Origin of the sequence: Methylobacterium sp. Leaf399 (assembly GCF_001424525.1) — a bacterium.
Classification (GTDB): domain Bacteria; phylum Pseudomonadota; class Alphaproteobacteria; order Rhizobiales; family Beijerinckiaceae; genus Methylobacterium.
Window position 1 is genome coordinate 1 of sequence record NZ_LMQK01000032.1, and the last position, 13240, is coordinate 13240.

16 protein-coding genes and 3 pseudogenes are annotated in these 13240 nt (G+C 63.8%); 3 read left to right on the forward strand and 16 right to left on the reverse strand.

The window, feature by feature from the left end; translation table 11 throughout:
• The first annotated feature begins 16 nt into the window (after positions 1 to 16).
• Positions 17 to 1369, forward strand: a complete 1353-nt coding sequence (locus ASG40_RS16250; RefSeq protein ID WP_055888519.1) for an IS701 family transposase — start codon at positions 17 to 19, stop codon at positions 1367 to 1369.
• A gap of 330 nt (positions 1370 to 1699) precedes the next feature.
• Here ASG40_RS16250 and ASG40_RS20760 read toward each other — a convergent pair.
• Both ASG40_RS20760 and ASG40_RS16255 read right to left on the reverse strand, forming a co-directional pair.
• A pseudogene (locus tag ASG40_RS20760) lies at positions 1700 to 2091 on the reverse strand (transposase); the annotation flags it as partial.
• 168 nt (positions 2092 to 2259) lie between these two features.
• Positions 2260 to 3345 (reverse strand): class I SAM-dependent methyltransferase, encoded by a 1086-nt coding sequence (locus ASG40_RS16255; protein ID WP_244480642.1) that lies wholly within the window; start codon positions 3343 to 3345, stop codon positions 2260 to 2262.
• Between the two features lie 372 nt (positions 3346 to 3717).
• On the opposite strand from ASG40_RS16255, the gene ASG40_RS16260 reads away from it, so the two are divergent.
• Positions 3718 to 5694, forward strand: coding sequence for a putative bifunctional diguanylate cyclase/phosphodiesterase (locus ASG40_RS16260; protein WP_055888127.1), 1977 nt, complete (start codon positions 3718 to 3720; stop codon positions 5692 to 5694).
• Positions 5695 to 5767: 73 nt separating this feature from the next.
• On the opposite strand, the pseudogene ASG40_RS22255 reads toward ASG40_RS16260, so the two are convergent.
• From ASG40_RS22255 to ASG40_RS22265, 4 genes and pseudogenes are all read right to left on the reverse strand, one after another.
• Positions 5768 to 6001, reverse strand: a pseudogene (locus tag ASG40_RS22255) (IS481 family transposase); the annotation flags it as partial.
• Positions 5976 to 6239: pseudogene (locus tag ASG40_RS16265) on the reverse strand (transposase); the annotation flags it as partial. The pseudogenes ASG40_RS16265 and ASG40_RS22255, both read right to left, overlap by 26 nt.
• 131 nt (positions 6240 to 6370) lie before the next feature.
• Positions 6371 to 6928, reverse strand: coding sequence for a tyrosine-type recombinase/integrase (locus ASG40_RS22260; protein WP_338011784.1), 558 nt, complete (start codon positions 6926 to 6928; stop codon positions 6371 to 6373).
• A 21-nt stretch (positions 6929 to 6949) separates the two neighbouring features.
• Positions 6950 to 7522 (reverse strand): tyrosine-type recombinase/integrase, encoded by a 573-nt coding sequence (locus ASG40_RS22265; protein ID WP_244480643.1) that lies wholly within the window; start codon positions 7520 to 7522, stop codon positions 6950 to 6952.
• A gap of 315 nt (positions 7523 to 7837) precedes the next feature.
• Here ASG40_RS22265 and ASG40_RS16275 point away from each other — a divergent pair, with 315 nt between their 5' ends.
• Positions 7838 to 9034: a tyrosine-type recombinase/integrase gene (locus ASG40_RS16275; protein WP_055888130.1), complete on the forward strand. Its 1197-nt coding sequence runs from the start codon at positions 7838 to 7840 to the stop codon at positions 9032 to 9034.
• Here the strand turns inward: ASG40_RS16275 and ASG40_RS20765 are convergent.
• From ASG40_RS20765 to dcd, 10 genes are all read right to left on the reverse strand, one after another.
• Positions 8992 to 9264, reverse strand: coding sequence for a helix-turn-helix domain-containing protein (locus tag ASG40_RS20765; protein WP_082524117.1), 273 nt, complete (start codon positions 9262 to 9264; stop codon positions 8992 to 8994). The two genes, ASG40_RS16275 and ASG40_RS20765, sit on opposite strands and share 43 nt — an antisense overlap.
• A complete protein-coding gene (locus ASG40_RS16280; RefSeq protein WP_055888132.1) occupies positions 9257 to 9562 on the reverse strand; it encodes a hypothetical protein in 306 nt (101 codons plus the stop codon). Before ASG40_RS16280 ends, ASG40_RS20765 begins: the two co-directional genes overlap by 8 nt.
• A gap of 239 nt (positions 9563 to 9801) precedes the next feature.
• Entirely contained in the window at positions 9802 to 10185 is a 384-nt protein-coding gene (locus ASG40_RS16285) for a hypothetical protein (RefSeq protein WP_055888133.1), read from the reverse strand.
• Complete coding sequence (locus ASG40_RS21540) at positions 10172 to 10417, reverse strand: hypothetical protein (RefSeq protein WP_055888135.1); 246 nt, start codon at positions 10415 to 10417, stop codon at positions 10172 to 10174. The genes ASG40_RS16285 and ASG40_RS21540 overlap by 14 nt, the downstream gene beginning before the upstream one ends.
• Positions 10418 to 10620: 203 nt before the next feature.
• Entirely contained in the window at positions 10621 to 11082 is a 462-nt protein-coding gene (locus tag ASG40_RS16295) for a hypothetical protein (protein WP_055888137.1), read from the reverse strand.
• Positions 11079 to 11333 carry a hypothetical protein gene (locus ASG40_RS16300; protein WP_055888139.1) on the reverse strand — a complete coding sequence of 85 codons (255 nt, stop codon included), beginning with the start codon at positions 11331 to 11333 and terminating at the stop codon, positions 11079 to 11081. Before ASG40_RS16300 ends, ASG40_RS16295 begins: the two co-directional genes overlap by 4 nt.
• Positions 11333 to 11971: a hypothetical protein gene (locus tag ASG40_RS16305; protein ID WP_055888141.1), complete on the reverse strand. Its 639-nt coding sequence runs from the start codon at positions 11969 to 11971 to the stop codon at positions 11333 to 11335. The genes ASG40_RS16300 and ASG40_RS16305 overlap by 1 nt, the downstream gene beginning before the upstream one ends.
• A complete protein-coding gene (locus tag ASG40_RS21325) occupies positions 11968 to 12183 on the reverse strand; it encodes a hypothetical protein (protein WP_156387767.1) in 216 nt (71 codons plus the stop codon). Before ASG40_RS21325 ends, ASG40_RS16305 begins: the two co-directional genes overlap by 4 nt.
• Positions 12183 to 12677, reverse strand: a complete 495-nt coding sequence (locus ASG40_RS16310) for a hypothetical protein (RefSeq protein ID WP_055888143.1) — start codon at positions 12675 to 12677, stop codon at positions 12183 to 12185. The genes ASG40_RS21325 and ASG40_RS16310 overlap by 1 nt, the downstream gene beginning before the upstream one ends.
• Positions 12674 to 13132 (reverse strand): dCTP deaminase, encoded by a 459-nt coding sequence (gene dcd / locus ASG40_RS16315; protein WP_055888145.1) that lies wholly within the window; start codon positions 13130 to 13132, stop codon positions 12674 to 12676. Before dcd ends, ASG40_RS16310 begins: the two co-directional genes overlap by 4 nt.
• Positions 13133 to 13240 lie beyond the last annotated feature (108 nt).

Genomic DNA, 13240 nt, shown 5'->3' on the forward strand with positions numbered 1-13240 from the left:
TCGCCAGAGACGCCTCATGCCGCACCTGCCTGCCCGCTTCGCCGGGATCATCCTGTCCTTCGCTCCGCTGTTCGTCCACCGGTCGTGGCGGCACGCTCAGGCCCTGCTGATCGGTGCGATCCTCTGTCCGGGCCGGCGCACGGTAGCGAGCGTGCTGCGGATCATGGKCCGGGCGCGGGACCGCCATTTCGTGAACACCCACCGGGTGCTCAGCCGAACCGCATGGTCCCCCCATGCTGGAGCCCACATGCTGCTTCGGCTGCTCGTCGAGGCCTTCGTCCCACACGGCCCCGTGGTGCTGGCGCTCGACGACACGATCGAGCGGCGCTGGGGCCGCCGCATCCAGGCCCGCGGGATCTACCGTGATCCGGTGCGTTCGTCCGGTGCCCATTTCGTCAAGACGAGCGGCCTGCGCTGGATGAGCCTGATGCTGCTCGCACCCATCCCCTGGGCTGGTCGGGTCTGGGCATTGCCGTTTCTGACCGCCCTCGTCCCCTCGGAGCGCGCCTGCCGGGAACGCGGTCATCGGCACAAGACCCTGCTCGATGTCGGACGGCAGATGGCCTTGCAGGTGCGACGCTGGCTGCCGGGGCGCGATCTCGTGCTGGTCGGCGATAGCGCCTTCTCGGCCTTACTGTTTCTCGATGCTCTACGCCGCGGCGGCGTCACCGCCATCACCCGCCTGCGCCTGGATGCGGCACTCTACGATCCAGCGCCTCCAAGGCTTCCCGGTACGATCGGGCGCCCGCGTAAGAAGGGTGTGCGGCGGCCAACCTTGTCCAAGATCCTGACCGACCCGGGTACCATCTRGCAGCAGGTGCGCGTGCCGGGCTGGTACGGCATGGGCGAGCGCAGGATCGAGATCGCCACGGCCACCGCCGTCTGGCATCATTCCGGTCTACCAGCAGTGCCGATCCGCTGGGTTCTGATCCGCGATCCCGAGAACCGCTTCGAGCCGCAAGGGCTGCTCTGCACCGACACCGCACGAGACCCTACGCAGATCGTGACGTGGTTCGTCCGACGCTGGCAGGTCGAGGTCACGTTCCAGGAAGCGCGTGCCCATCTCGGCGTCGAGACACAGCGTCAATGGTCCGACAAGGCCATCGCTCGTACGACCCCCTGCCTGCTCGCCCTGTTCTCCATCGTCACCCTGCTCGCCACGCGGCTCTCCGCACGTGAGAGGCGGCAGGTCGCGGCGACAGCGTGGTACCCCAAATCGCAGCCGACCTTCTCCGATGCTCTCGCAGCCGTCCGTCGAACCATCTGGCGCGAGGAAGCTTCTTCGATGTCAGGCCGCAGGCGCGACCGCAGGAAACGTCGGTTCCGTCTTCCACCACCCTGGGCCTACGCCCTGTGCCAGGCGGCCTAAATGGCCAAAATCGAGCTCAGGGGGGGCGCCCCCCTTAAACGCTGCCCGCCAGTCAACCGCACCGGACGCCATTCCATGTCGAGCGCCGTCGATCCCGCGCCCAAACTCTCGTCTGACGAGATNATCGTGCTCGTCGCCCGACAGATATGTCAGGCCGCAGGCGCGACCGCAGGAAACGTCGGTTCCGTCTTCCACCACCCTGGGCCTACGCCCTGTGCCAGGCGGCCTAAATGGCCAAAATCGAGCTCAGAGTCTGTCCGATAAGTCATGACGCTCGGCCGAGCCTTCGGACGAGGATCATGACGGCGGCGGCGTAGAGGAAGGCCTGGGCCGAGGCGAGGGTCGCCTCCGGGTCTTTCCAAAGGCGACGGTTGCGGCTGATGCGGCGGTCGACGAGTCGCTTCGACCGACCCGCTCGCGGTCCGCCATGACGAGGTGATGGTTGATCCGGCCGAACAGACCGTCGTCGCGCCAGCGCGCAAAGGAGCCGAACGTCGTGCTGCGCGGAGGCAAGTCCTTCGGGATCATCCGCCACGCGATGCCGCCGCGCAGCACGTAGAAAATAGCGTTCAGAATCTTTCGCATCGTCCAGACAGGCGGACGACCGCACGAGGCCGGCTCCGCATCAGCGGCGCGATTACGGCCCGTTCACCATCCGTCAGGTCGGTTTCGTAGCGCAGGTCGGCGCGGCTATGCTGCCGGCGAGTGGCCGGGGTCCACATGGCACTTCCAGGTCAGGCTTCGGTACCCTTCTGGAATCACCGCCACTCAACCCCTGCCGGACGTTATCGTACGGGGCCCAATAAAGTCCGGCGGAACGAAAAAGCGAGGGCGTATCCGTTGATATCCATAAGGTGTCGCCAAACGTAACCAGAATTTCTAAGCACCAATTAGATCCGTTCGATCTCTAAATAACCAATTGTGCCAGCATCATCTTGCGTATATCGCGTGTTCCGGATCGCAGTCGGTGCAATTTCCTGTGCGAAGCCCTGGATCTCGTCAGGCGTGCGGTAGAGAAGGTGCCAGTCCATGAACACTTCCATGTAGGCCTCTTCACGGACACCCCACAAGAAATTCGGGATTAGAAGTCTGCCGCCCTCTTTCAGATGATCGAACAGGACTCGCGTAAGGCGCGCCGCCACCCTGGCATCGAGGTAATCGTACAACCCGGCGGCATAGACGAGATCAAACCGCCCCAGATCAGTCCTGCCCGCCAGGATCTGACGGACGGTCGCCTGCCGCGGCTCGATCGCGCGCGAGACCGAGCGGCAATATCCTTCGACCGTAGCCAGGCTTTCGGCGTCCTGGTCAACGGCGAGCAGCCGTCCGACGCGCCCCTCCTTCAAGGCGATACTTAATTCCGCCTCCCGAAGATGGCCGCTGGCCAGAGACAGGATCGAGGGCATCTCGCGGCGGGCGGCTGCTTCGTCGATCTTCGCGGCCAGGATGGAGCGTCTGTGGCGAACCGCCTCACAGGCCGTCACATCGACGGTGAAAGTCATGACCGTGCGACCAGCTTTCGTAGCTGCTTCCTGCGCAGGTCTCGCTGCCGGATGGCGATACACGAAGTCGATAAGCCCGGCATCGCCGGGGTACCCGCGCGGCTTCGAGAATGAGTGCCATGTAAAAGGACATTCGTGGACCAGATCTGCGATAGCATGAGAACGAGCAGCCGGCAGCACCGCCTCGCGCCACGTCAGATCGCTGAAAGTTTCCTTTAAAATGCTTAAAAGGTCTATGAGCGTATCTGTCAGTGCCGTGTAGTCGCCGGGATCTGCAAGATCGATAATATTGTTCAAGGCCCGACCGACATCGTCAGCTACAACGGGATAAAGCGCTTCCGGCAGTAAAAGCGAATATTTATTATCGACAACCTGCCGTAAGCCACCCTCCAGAGATCTGAAGTTGCTCAGGCGATTGCGTTCACCAACAAGCGAAAGTCCCCCGCTAGCCATATTTTCAACGCCCTTGCGCACCAACGCTCGGAGAATTCCGGGCGCGCAAGTTAAGGTTAACCAGGGGTTACGGCTTGTCCAGAGTGCGGTGCAAACTTTCCCATTGCTTAAAATTTTTGGAGGTGCGTGCGAGCTGGGGGGCGAACCCGTTGGCAGTTGGATGCCGCCGTGCCTACCCCCTGTAAACGGCTCACCGGGCTCGGTTTCCGGGCGTAGACGCGCAGGTAATGCGTGCTTCACGCAGGCTCTCGCGGCGTAAAGACGCGATGCTCGAAGGTTGTGGACCGAGCCAGCGCATGGACGATCGGCGCCCGAATGGTAGGCGTCTGCTTTCATTCCTTTAGGGTTTTAGGAAATCTGCGCTGCTACCACCGTGTGGGAGGCGCCAGAACGATGGCCACAGCAACGCTAGATCTGCTCGACCAGGAACTCGGAAAGCGTTGGTTCGAGCGTCGCTCGCCTCAGCTCGATGCGGCCTTCGAGGTGCAACACTCGAAAGCCCTGCGCTTGGAGCTCACAAGGGCGTGCCAGTTCGTCGGCATGTTGTACGTCGCGTTCGGGGCGATGGACGCCCTGCTCATCCACGACATGCTCCCCTACATCCTGCCGCTCCGTTTAGCCGTAGGTGCGGTCTACGTGGTCGCGATCGGAATGCAGGTTGGGCGCGGCGTGGGAACGCGCATCCTCGAATTTCAATGCGCGATCGGAATCGTCATCGGCTTCACCGCGTGGCTGCTCCTCGCCTCTCAGAGCAAAGAAACAACGGCAACGCTGTATTATGCCGGCTACGGGCTGATATTTATGCTCGTTGCCAATCTTTTTTTCAATCTCAGCTTTGAGTTCGCGCTTCTATCATCGGGTCTGATATCCGCAGTTTTCCTGATTTGGGCGCTGATGTTTGTCGGCGATAGTACTTATATTATCTGTTTTGGGTCGCTATACATATTTAGCTTCATGTTGACCGTTTTTCTGAACTATAAGTACAATCGCGAGCGCTATCGCGTTCACCTGAATGCATGTCGGGCAGAGTTGCGTCAGCAGGAGATCGTGAAACGTGGCGAAGAGCTGGTTAGGCTGTCGACGACAGACGCCTTGACCGGCTTGGCGAACCGCCGGGCGATCGACGACATCCTGCGAAATCTTTGGCTCGACAGCAAAGAGTCGAACCAAGCGTTCGGCGTTATTCTGATCGACGTCGATTACTTTAAATATTACAACGACCGATACGGGCATCAGCAGGGTGATCGCTGCTTGGCCGGGATCAGTCGCGCGATGTCGAGTATGGCCGAGCCTCGACGCTACGCCCTCGGCCGCTTCGGCGGCGAGGAGTTCGCCGCCCTTTTTGCGGCCGATTCGATGGAACAGGTCGCCGCGTTCGCCGAGGAGATCCGCCTGGCGGTCGAGAGCTTGCAGATTGGCCATACGGCGCGCCGCGATCACCTCTCGGCAATCACGGTCAGCATCGGCGCGGCTTTTTCGGGGGATGTTGCCGGCGACAAACCCGAACGGACGGTCACGGCGGCAGATATCGCACTCTATGTGGCGAAGGATGAGGGGCGTAACTGCGTCCGGATCTTTGACCGGCGGATGTTGGAATCCGACGCGGGCGACACCCTCACGGCTGAGATGCTGCGCTCGGCCGTCACGGACCAGCGCATCTCGGCGGCATTTCAGCCCATCGTCGACGTGACGTCCGGCCTGATTTGGGGCGCGGAAGCCCTGATGCGCCTCAAGGACCCACAAGGTCGGGCGATCTCGCCGGACACTTTTATCCCAGTGGCCGAGCGGACGGGTGTCATCCTCGAACTCGGCGAATGGATGCTGCGCGAGGCCTGCGATCTTCTGGCCAGCGAACCCTCGCTTCCGGTCGTCAGCGTCAACGTCTCCTGGCGGCAAATCGAGGACCCAAACTTCGTGGGCGTCATTGTCGCGATTGTCCAGGCCGCCGGGATCGCGCCCTCCCGCTTAGCCCTCGAGATCACCGAGGGTGGCCAGATCAGCGGAAACCCTCGGGTCGCCCTGCTGATGGAACAGCTGTCCGCGATCGGGATTCGCGTTTGGCTCGACGATTTCGGAACTGGGTTTGCCGGCCTGACATGTCTCAGCGAGTTGCGCTTCGACATGGTGAAAATCGATCGATTTTTCGTTCAGAGTTGCGATACCCCACGGGGCGCAAAGCTTCTGAAAAACATTATCGACCTCGTCAGTAGCTGCGCGCAGCGAACGATCGTGGAGGGCGTCGAGGAAGCGGACCAAGTCGAACTCGTCGCCTCCTTCGGCGTCGACCTATTGCAGGGCTACCACCTTGGGCGTCCGATGTTGAAGCAAGAACTTATCCTGCAGATCGCCAAAAATTACGCAGTGGTGTGACCGCCCTTTCGGCTGCTAAATTCGTACCTTGTCATCCGAACAATTTGCTGATCACGTCGATGTCGTGTCTCCGCTAGATGTTTGGTCCAGGCATTTGGTGGAGCGGGTTTGACCTGAAGCGACCGGGCTCGGCGGCCCATGCTGTGCAGATACCCTCGTCGGGCGTGAGACCACGTAGAGTCTTCAGGGGGCGGCCGAAGTTCGAGGCGCTGACGAAGTCGGCCAGATGGACGCGGAGCTGCTCGTGGCTGTCATCGTGGTAGCGCTTGACCGTCACGTCCTCAGAGCGCCTGACAAAGCCGTTTGATCGGATTGAGGGTGATGAGGCTGGCCGCGAGTCTGGTGAAGGCTTCGTGGATGTCGGCGCGTCGCTCGTAACGAACGGGCAGGCGCCGGAAGCGGTTGAACCAGGCGTGGGTACGCTCCACGACTCAGCGGTGGCGACCGAGTTTCTCGCGGCTCACGATACCTCTGCGCGCGATGCGCGGCACGATTCCGCGCGCCCGGCATTCGTGCCGGCGGGACCTGGCATCATAGGCTTTGTCTGTGAATCGGCTTCGAAGCATGACCCCGGCAAAAACTTTGCTAACGTACTCTCTGATCTGCGAAAATCGAGATCGGGGTGGGGTCACGATCGGCGCCGATCGTGACCCCACGCCAAAGCGAAATTTAGCTTTTATTTGAAGGTATTAAGCCCAATCCTGGGAGAGGTGAACCTTCGACGCCTTTTCACAGCTTCCGTGGCATCTCCAACCGAATGTGCCAGGGCCAACTCCGCGACCTCCCGTGGGAACTCTGTCGCATCGCCGGCCCAGTCCCGAAAAGATGACCGGAACCCGTGGGTTGTTGCCTTCACGCCCATTCGCTTCAACAATGCGCTGAAGGCCATGTCGCTCAGGTGCTTGTCCGCCCGGAAGGTCGGGAACACGTAGACGCCCCGGCGCAACGGCCCTACCGCGTCGAGGATTTCAAGCATGCGCGGGGTGAGAGGCACGATGTGATCGCGCTTCGCTTTCATTCGGCTTGCCGGGATCGTCCAAACCTTCTTCGCACGGTCGATCTCCGACCACGGGCACTCCACCACTTCCGAGACCCGACCCGCCGTGAGGATCGCGAATTCTAACGCCAGGGCCGAGACAGCCGAGCGCTTACGAAGCTCGGCGATGAAGGCTGGAACCTCCTCAAAGGGGAGGGCGGTGTGGTGCCCCTTTTGGAGTTTCCGGCGCTTGGACAGAAGCTGGTCGAGGTGCCCGCGCTACCGGGCCGGATTCTCTCCCGTTCGTAGTCCCTTGACCTTGGCTGCGTCCAAGATGCGTTCGATCCGTCCCCTTACGCGGGAAGCGGTTTCACCCTTCTCGTGCCAGATGGGTGTAAGGACAGACAGAACGTCGTCGGTGGTGATGTCCGCCACCGGCTTTGGCCTCAACGCTTCCGCGTAGGTCTTCAGCGAACTGGTCCACTGCGCTGCGTGCTTCGGGTTCTCGAATCCCTTCACGATCTCAGGAAGAAGCTGATCCGCGAAAGCGCCGAAGGTCATGGCCTTGACCGTCGCGGGGTCCGGCTTCCGCTTCTCTGCGATGGGGTCTCGGCCCTCGGCGATGAGCCGGTGCGTCTCGTCGCGCTTGCGGCGGGCATCAGCGAGCGAGATCACGTTGGCGCTGCCAAGCCCCATCTCCCGCTGCTTGCCCCCGTGCCGGAAAATCATGATCCAGCGACGGGAGCCGTTTGGATCGATGACGAGATACAGCCCGGCACCGTCGCCGTAGCGACCCGGTTCTTTCTTCTTGGATAAGCCCAGAGCCGTGAGCTTGTTGACCGCGCGTGCCATGTGTCCGCCCAACCCCCAGCATTCACCCCAGCGAGTGAAAGGGTATCAGGTGGGATCGAGCGAGACCGTGTCAACCGACTTGGCAGGAAAAGCTGAGTAATTCCAGCGCTCTAAAGTCCGGGCGAAACCGCCTCAAACTAATAGCTGGCGGAGAGGGGGTCCGTCGAAGTGCTGTCCAAGCCGGTCCATTTTTTATCGCTCCGTGCTTCGCGTTACCTTGCCACAACAGGGTTTTAGCCGCCACACAGTCCACAGCCTGCCATTCCCTGATTTGGCAATCGGGGTCCGTTGGTGGGGTTGTTGGTAGGGTAGCGGATGGCGAGAGAGATCAATCGGCTGTCGGCCCGCAAGGTGCAGACCCTCGCGACCCCCGGCCGGCACGCGGATGGCGGCGGCCTCTACCTCGTCGTGGACCCGAGCGGTGCCAAGCGATGGGTGATGCTCTATCGCCTCGCCGGCAAGCGCCGGGAGATGGGCCTGGGTCCGGTGCTGTCCGTGCCCCTGGCGCAGGCTCGCGACCTCGCCGCCGCGGCACGAGGCCAGATCGCGGCCGGCGTCGACCCGGTTGCCGAGCGGGAGGCGGCCCGCGCCGCTCCACCGCCAGCCGCTCCCGTTACCTTCGCCGATGTCGCCCTGGTCTTTATGGCCGACCGCGAGGCGTCGTGGCGCAACGCCAAGCACCGGGCGCAGTGGCGGCAGACGCTTGAGGTCCAGGCCGCTCGCCTCTGGACCATGCCCGTCGCATCCGTAGAGACCGACGACGTGCTCGTCGTGCTGCGCCCGCTCTGGCAGGCCAAGCCCGAAACCGCGAGGCGCGTCCGAGGCCGTATCGAGGCGGTGCTTGACGCCGCCCGCGCGGCCGGTCGTCGGCAGGGTGAGAACCCGGCGCGCTGGCGAGGCCACCTCGACAAACTCCTCCCTCGATCCAAGAAGCTGTCGCGCGGCCATCACGCCGCCATGCCCTACGCGGACGTGCCGGCCTTCTACGGCGGTCTCCTGACGCGATCCGGCTATTCCTCCCTGGCGCTGCGCCTCGCCATCCTGACGGCGGCGCGGTCCGGCGAGGTGCGCGGCATGACGTGGGGCGAGGTCGACCTTAGCGCCGCCTTGTGGGTCGTGCCGGCGCAGCGCATGAAAGCTGCCCGTGAGCATCGCGTGCCGCTGGTCCGCGCCGCCATCGACATCCTGACGAGCATCCGCCCCGACAAGCCCGATCCGGGCGCCCTGGTGTTCCCGAGCGCAAAGGGCACTGCCTTGAGCGACATGGCGCTTGCCATGCTGTTGCGCCGAATGAAGCGTGACGAGTACACCGTGCACGGGTTCCGCAGCGCGTTCCGCGATTGGGTCGACGAGGCCACCGACCTCTCGGGCGAGGTAGCAGAGGCGGCCCTGGCCCATCTCACCGGAGACGAAACCGAGCGCGCCTATCGCCGAGGGGACGCGCTGGCCAAGCGCCGGGTGATGATGGATCATTGGGCCGACTTCGTTCTCGGTGCCGTCCCGGCCAAATAGCTTTCAATGTCCTGGCGCAGGATCACGGTGGCCGCGCCGATCTTGCGAGCGGGGAGGTCGCCGGCCGCGATCATCGCCCACACCTTCGACCTCGAAAGGCCGAACATCATAGCAGCTTCCGGCACCCGGAAGGCGAGGGCGCCTGGCGCGAGTGGACGACGGGCGACTTGCTGCCCGCGCCGGGTTCCGTGCGCCTTGGTGGCGGCTTCGGTCTGGGAATATCTATCCATCTTGCCGCCCTCCCGTCCGTCCCTCGCGATAGGCCGGGGCAACCTGCCCGCGGAGCGCGTCAGCGTCGACTTGGGCGCCCTCGGCAAACTTCAGCGCCCTGGCGACCATCAGCTTCATCGCGGCTTGTGCGGTCGCCTCGTTGGGGGCGTGCCGCCGCAGCATTGCGAACAGCCCGCCGAACGTGTCGGCTGTCGAGGCCGTGGCCTGCGCCAGCGCGCTCATGTCGCCCGTGAAGGCGGTCGGGTGGATCTCGCCAATGAGGCGCAGCATCTCCATGCTGAGATCGCGGTCAGACATCCCGTCCCTCCTGTAGGGCCACGCGGCCGGCGGCAGAGACGACCATGCTCACGAAGCCAAATCGGCCTGGATCGAAGCCGGCGTGTTCAACCAAGCCGACCTTCCCGAGGCGCTTCGCCATGGAAAGCGTGCATGGGCCAGAGCACGGGAATGCGCTGACCGGCTCGTTCGCCTTGAGCCAAGCGAGAGCAGCGCGTTCGGCCTTCGTCAGTTTCCTCGCCTCCGTCAGCCCCTTGCCCCTACCCGCCATGGTTGGCCTCCTGGGGGTCGGACTGTGCGAGGAGAGCCTTCAGGAGCGCGGCGAGGATGGCGAGGGGTGCAGACGTGCGAGGGCCGCTCCACCCTCTCGCCGCAGCGCCATCGTCGACCACAACGCAGGCGCGCCGCGCGCTCCAACTGGGGTCTATCTCCATTTCAACTGAAGCACTGGGGAGAACCCGTTCGATGAGTGCCAGCGCATCGTCGATAGAGACGGTGTAGAAGTGCCCTTGCTCCGGGTCCCAAGGGTTCGCGTGACCTTGAACGGCGAAGGCTACGAACACCTCGTAGTCGAGGCGGCGATCAGGCCCCGTCGCCCCCTCCACCCGCGCCAGCAAGGCGCGCAGTTCGTCAGCGGTTGCCATGGGTGGGCTCCTGGGTGAGGGCGGCGTCGACCGCCTCCAAGATGGACAGGTACTCTCCGTCGCAGATCCGGCCCGACTGTGCGGCGACGCGGTCCGCCACCAGCGGGCGGGCTTTTGTCAGCGCCGCCCTCAGCCTCTCGATCTCCTCCGCACCCTCCCGCCGGGCCGCAGAGACGCGGTCGATGTGGACGAGGGTGTCGGAGCGAAGGGCGTTGATCAGAGTCGCTGCCAATGCGGCCGTAGCCGCCGCCTCGTCTTGAGAAATATCCTTCTTTGGGTTGGAGCAGCCACCTATGGGACGCGATACAAGCACAGACCAGTGTCTCTCTGACGAGAAAACATGGACGCTTCCATCTGGTCGCACGAACTCACAAGGCTCTAGGTGACCCTGCGTAGCCGCATCCGACAGGGCCTTGAGGTCGTCCTCGGTGAGGGTCATGGCTGGGCCTTTCGGGTGAGGGCAAAACGAGCGTCGGATAGAGCTTGGCCGGCTGCGATCCGCCTATCCATGTCGTGCGAAGGCAACGCCGCGTGGGCCACTGACAAGGCTTCGACGCAGAGTTTCAGCGCCGCCCGCATCCCCTCGACCTCGGCGGCCAGTGCGTCGCGGTGGGCCTCTGCGGCGAGGGCGCGGGCAGCGGCGGCTTCGGCCCCGGCAACGACCGCAGCCACAGCCGGGATGCTCTGCCTCTGCGCCGCCAGGAGTCTCAGCCCTTCGGCCTCCGCAGCATCTCGGAGCGCCACCGCCTCGTCGCGCTCGGCCTTGAGCTTGGTGAGGTCGGCGAGGAGGGATTTGATTTGACCGTCAAACGATTGGATCGTCCTTTGAACTGCTTTCTCAATCGCCCGCTCAAACTCTTTGGCCGCCCGCTGAACCGGGTCAGGGTACGTGTTCATGCATCCTCCCAGTGGGCCGTTTCGTATTCACGGGCGATAATGCGGGCTGCGTCTTGGTCCCAGGCGTGTTCTGGGTCGCCAAAGCTAGCTCCGGTGTCATCCTCGAAGGCGTGATAGGCCCGGCTCGCCAGCCGCAGAGGTTCGCCTGCGGGCAGGTTGCCGCTCTTGCCGATCTCGACCGCCATGGCGATGATGAATTGCGTGCGGGTTAGTGCCACCGCATCGCGCAGATCGTCCGTGGGGGCGGTCATCACGAGCCCTCCTCGGCCTGCGGGGCGGTGACGGGTGCGGGAGGGGGCGCGTCGGGATACGAGAGCGCCCGGTAGAACGCCTTGAACGAAATGCCGATCATGCCGTCAGGATGGACCGTCACGGCCTTACCGATGGCGTCGAAGGTCTCTTGATAGCTCGCGGGCCACCCGTCCCCGTCGTGTCGGACGCGCTCGGGATCGGAGGGGGTGGGGGCGGCGGCGAGTTTCCGAGCGAGCCCAAGCGGAACGGACACGCTAAGAACGGCCTCGTCAGGCGCGTGCGGGTCTCCACTGCGAAAGCAGGTGTACCGCTCGGCTTCGCCGACGATCAGATCCAGCGCCGCCCGCATCCCCTCGACCTCGGCGGCCAGTGCGTCGCGGTGGGCCTCTGCGGCGAGGGCGCGGGCCGATAGCTGTTGGTTCTCTTGGGCGTAGCTGTTGCAAATGGCTTCCGCGCACTTCACCGCCTCGTCGCGCTCGGCCTTGAGCTTGGTGAGGTCGGCGAGGAGAGTGCGGATCGCACGGGCGCCCAACTCCCTTGCTGGCCGCAGGACGTCACTCTCTGGGTATTCCAGTGCGTCGAGGGCTTGTGTCGGCAGGTCCACCGCATCGCGCAGATCGTCCGTGGGGGCGGTCATGGGCGAGGCTCCATTTCAGCCAGCGTGCGATACTTTGTAAGGCTCTCGGCGAGGCTGTGTATTAAATCGGCCTCAGCGATACGGGCGGTTTGGCTACGCTTGCCAGAACAAAAGCGAGCAGTGTCACGATGGAATTCTGCTTCGCTTTTTAGCCACTCGACTATGGCGTCGCGCGTTTCTTCAGGGGTTTTCGTCGGGAGGACCATGCTCATCACGCGTCCCCCTCGGCCTGCGGGGCGGTGACGGGTGCGGCCCATTTCAGGTAGCTTCGGGAGCGCAGCGCGAAGATCGAAGCCTCGGCGGCGGGGATCTCGGCCCTCCACTCAGCGTCCGTGACCCGTCCTCCGTCGCAGTAGGCACCGCCTTTCCTGCGAGCGGCGATGCAGCGCGCAGCCACTTCGACCTCGTCCCACCCGTCCCCGTCGTGTCGGACGCGCTCGGGATCGGAGGGGGTGGGGGCGGCGGCGAGAGCGGCGGGAAAGTAGGGGTCGTCAGCCAGGCCGGGAGAAACAACGGTCTCTCGTATCCGGTATACCTCGTCGCACCATTTGCGGATCTGATCACGGTTGTGCCCGATGGCGCCGACCATCTCGGCATAAGAGGCATACGAGGCCAATTCGAGCGCGGCCTTGGCCAACTCTTCGATCGGAGTGAGTTGCACATCGGTCTCCATGGTTGCGGAGGAGGCGGTCAGGGGTGGGGTCATGGGGAGGGCTCAAACCGGGCAGGCACCGGTTCGTTGGGTTGCCCTTGGTATTTTCCCGCGTATCCACGCTCGGGAGGCGCGGCCATCTGGTGGAAGACGATCTGCGCAATGGGCTGGCCGGCTCGCAGGATCACCGGGCCGGGCGCGTGGCAGACGATTTCGAGGGTAAGGTGCCCCCGCCAAGACGGCTCAAGACAGGTGTTGAACAGGCTCACGCCCTGGCGGGCCAACGTCGACTTATCGAGGACGAAGGCCATCACGTCGGCCGGCATGTCGAAGTGCTCGACCGTCGAGGCGAGGCGGAATTCACCCTTCCACAGGACCATTCCCTGCTTGATCCGCACGTCGTACCCGCCGTGGCTCTCGCCGAAGCTAAGCCCGGTCTCGTGCACGGTGCGGCCCACGTAGGGCGTCACCATTCCGCGCTCGCGGATCATCCAGTCGGGGAGGATCATGACGCCCTCACAGGCTGACGCTCGCCGTCACGGATGATCGCTCCGTCAGCGTATGCGTAGGGCTCACCGAAGGCGCTCGGGAGCGTGATGGGCCTCGGCTCCTCGTTC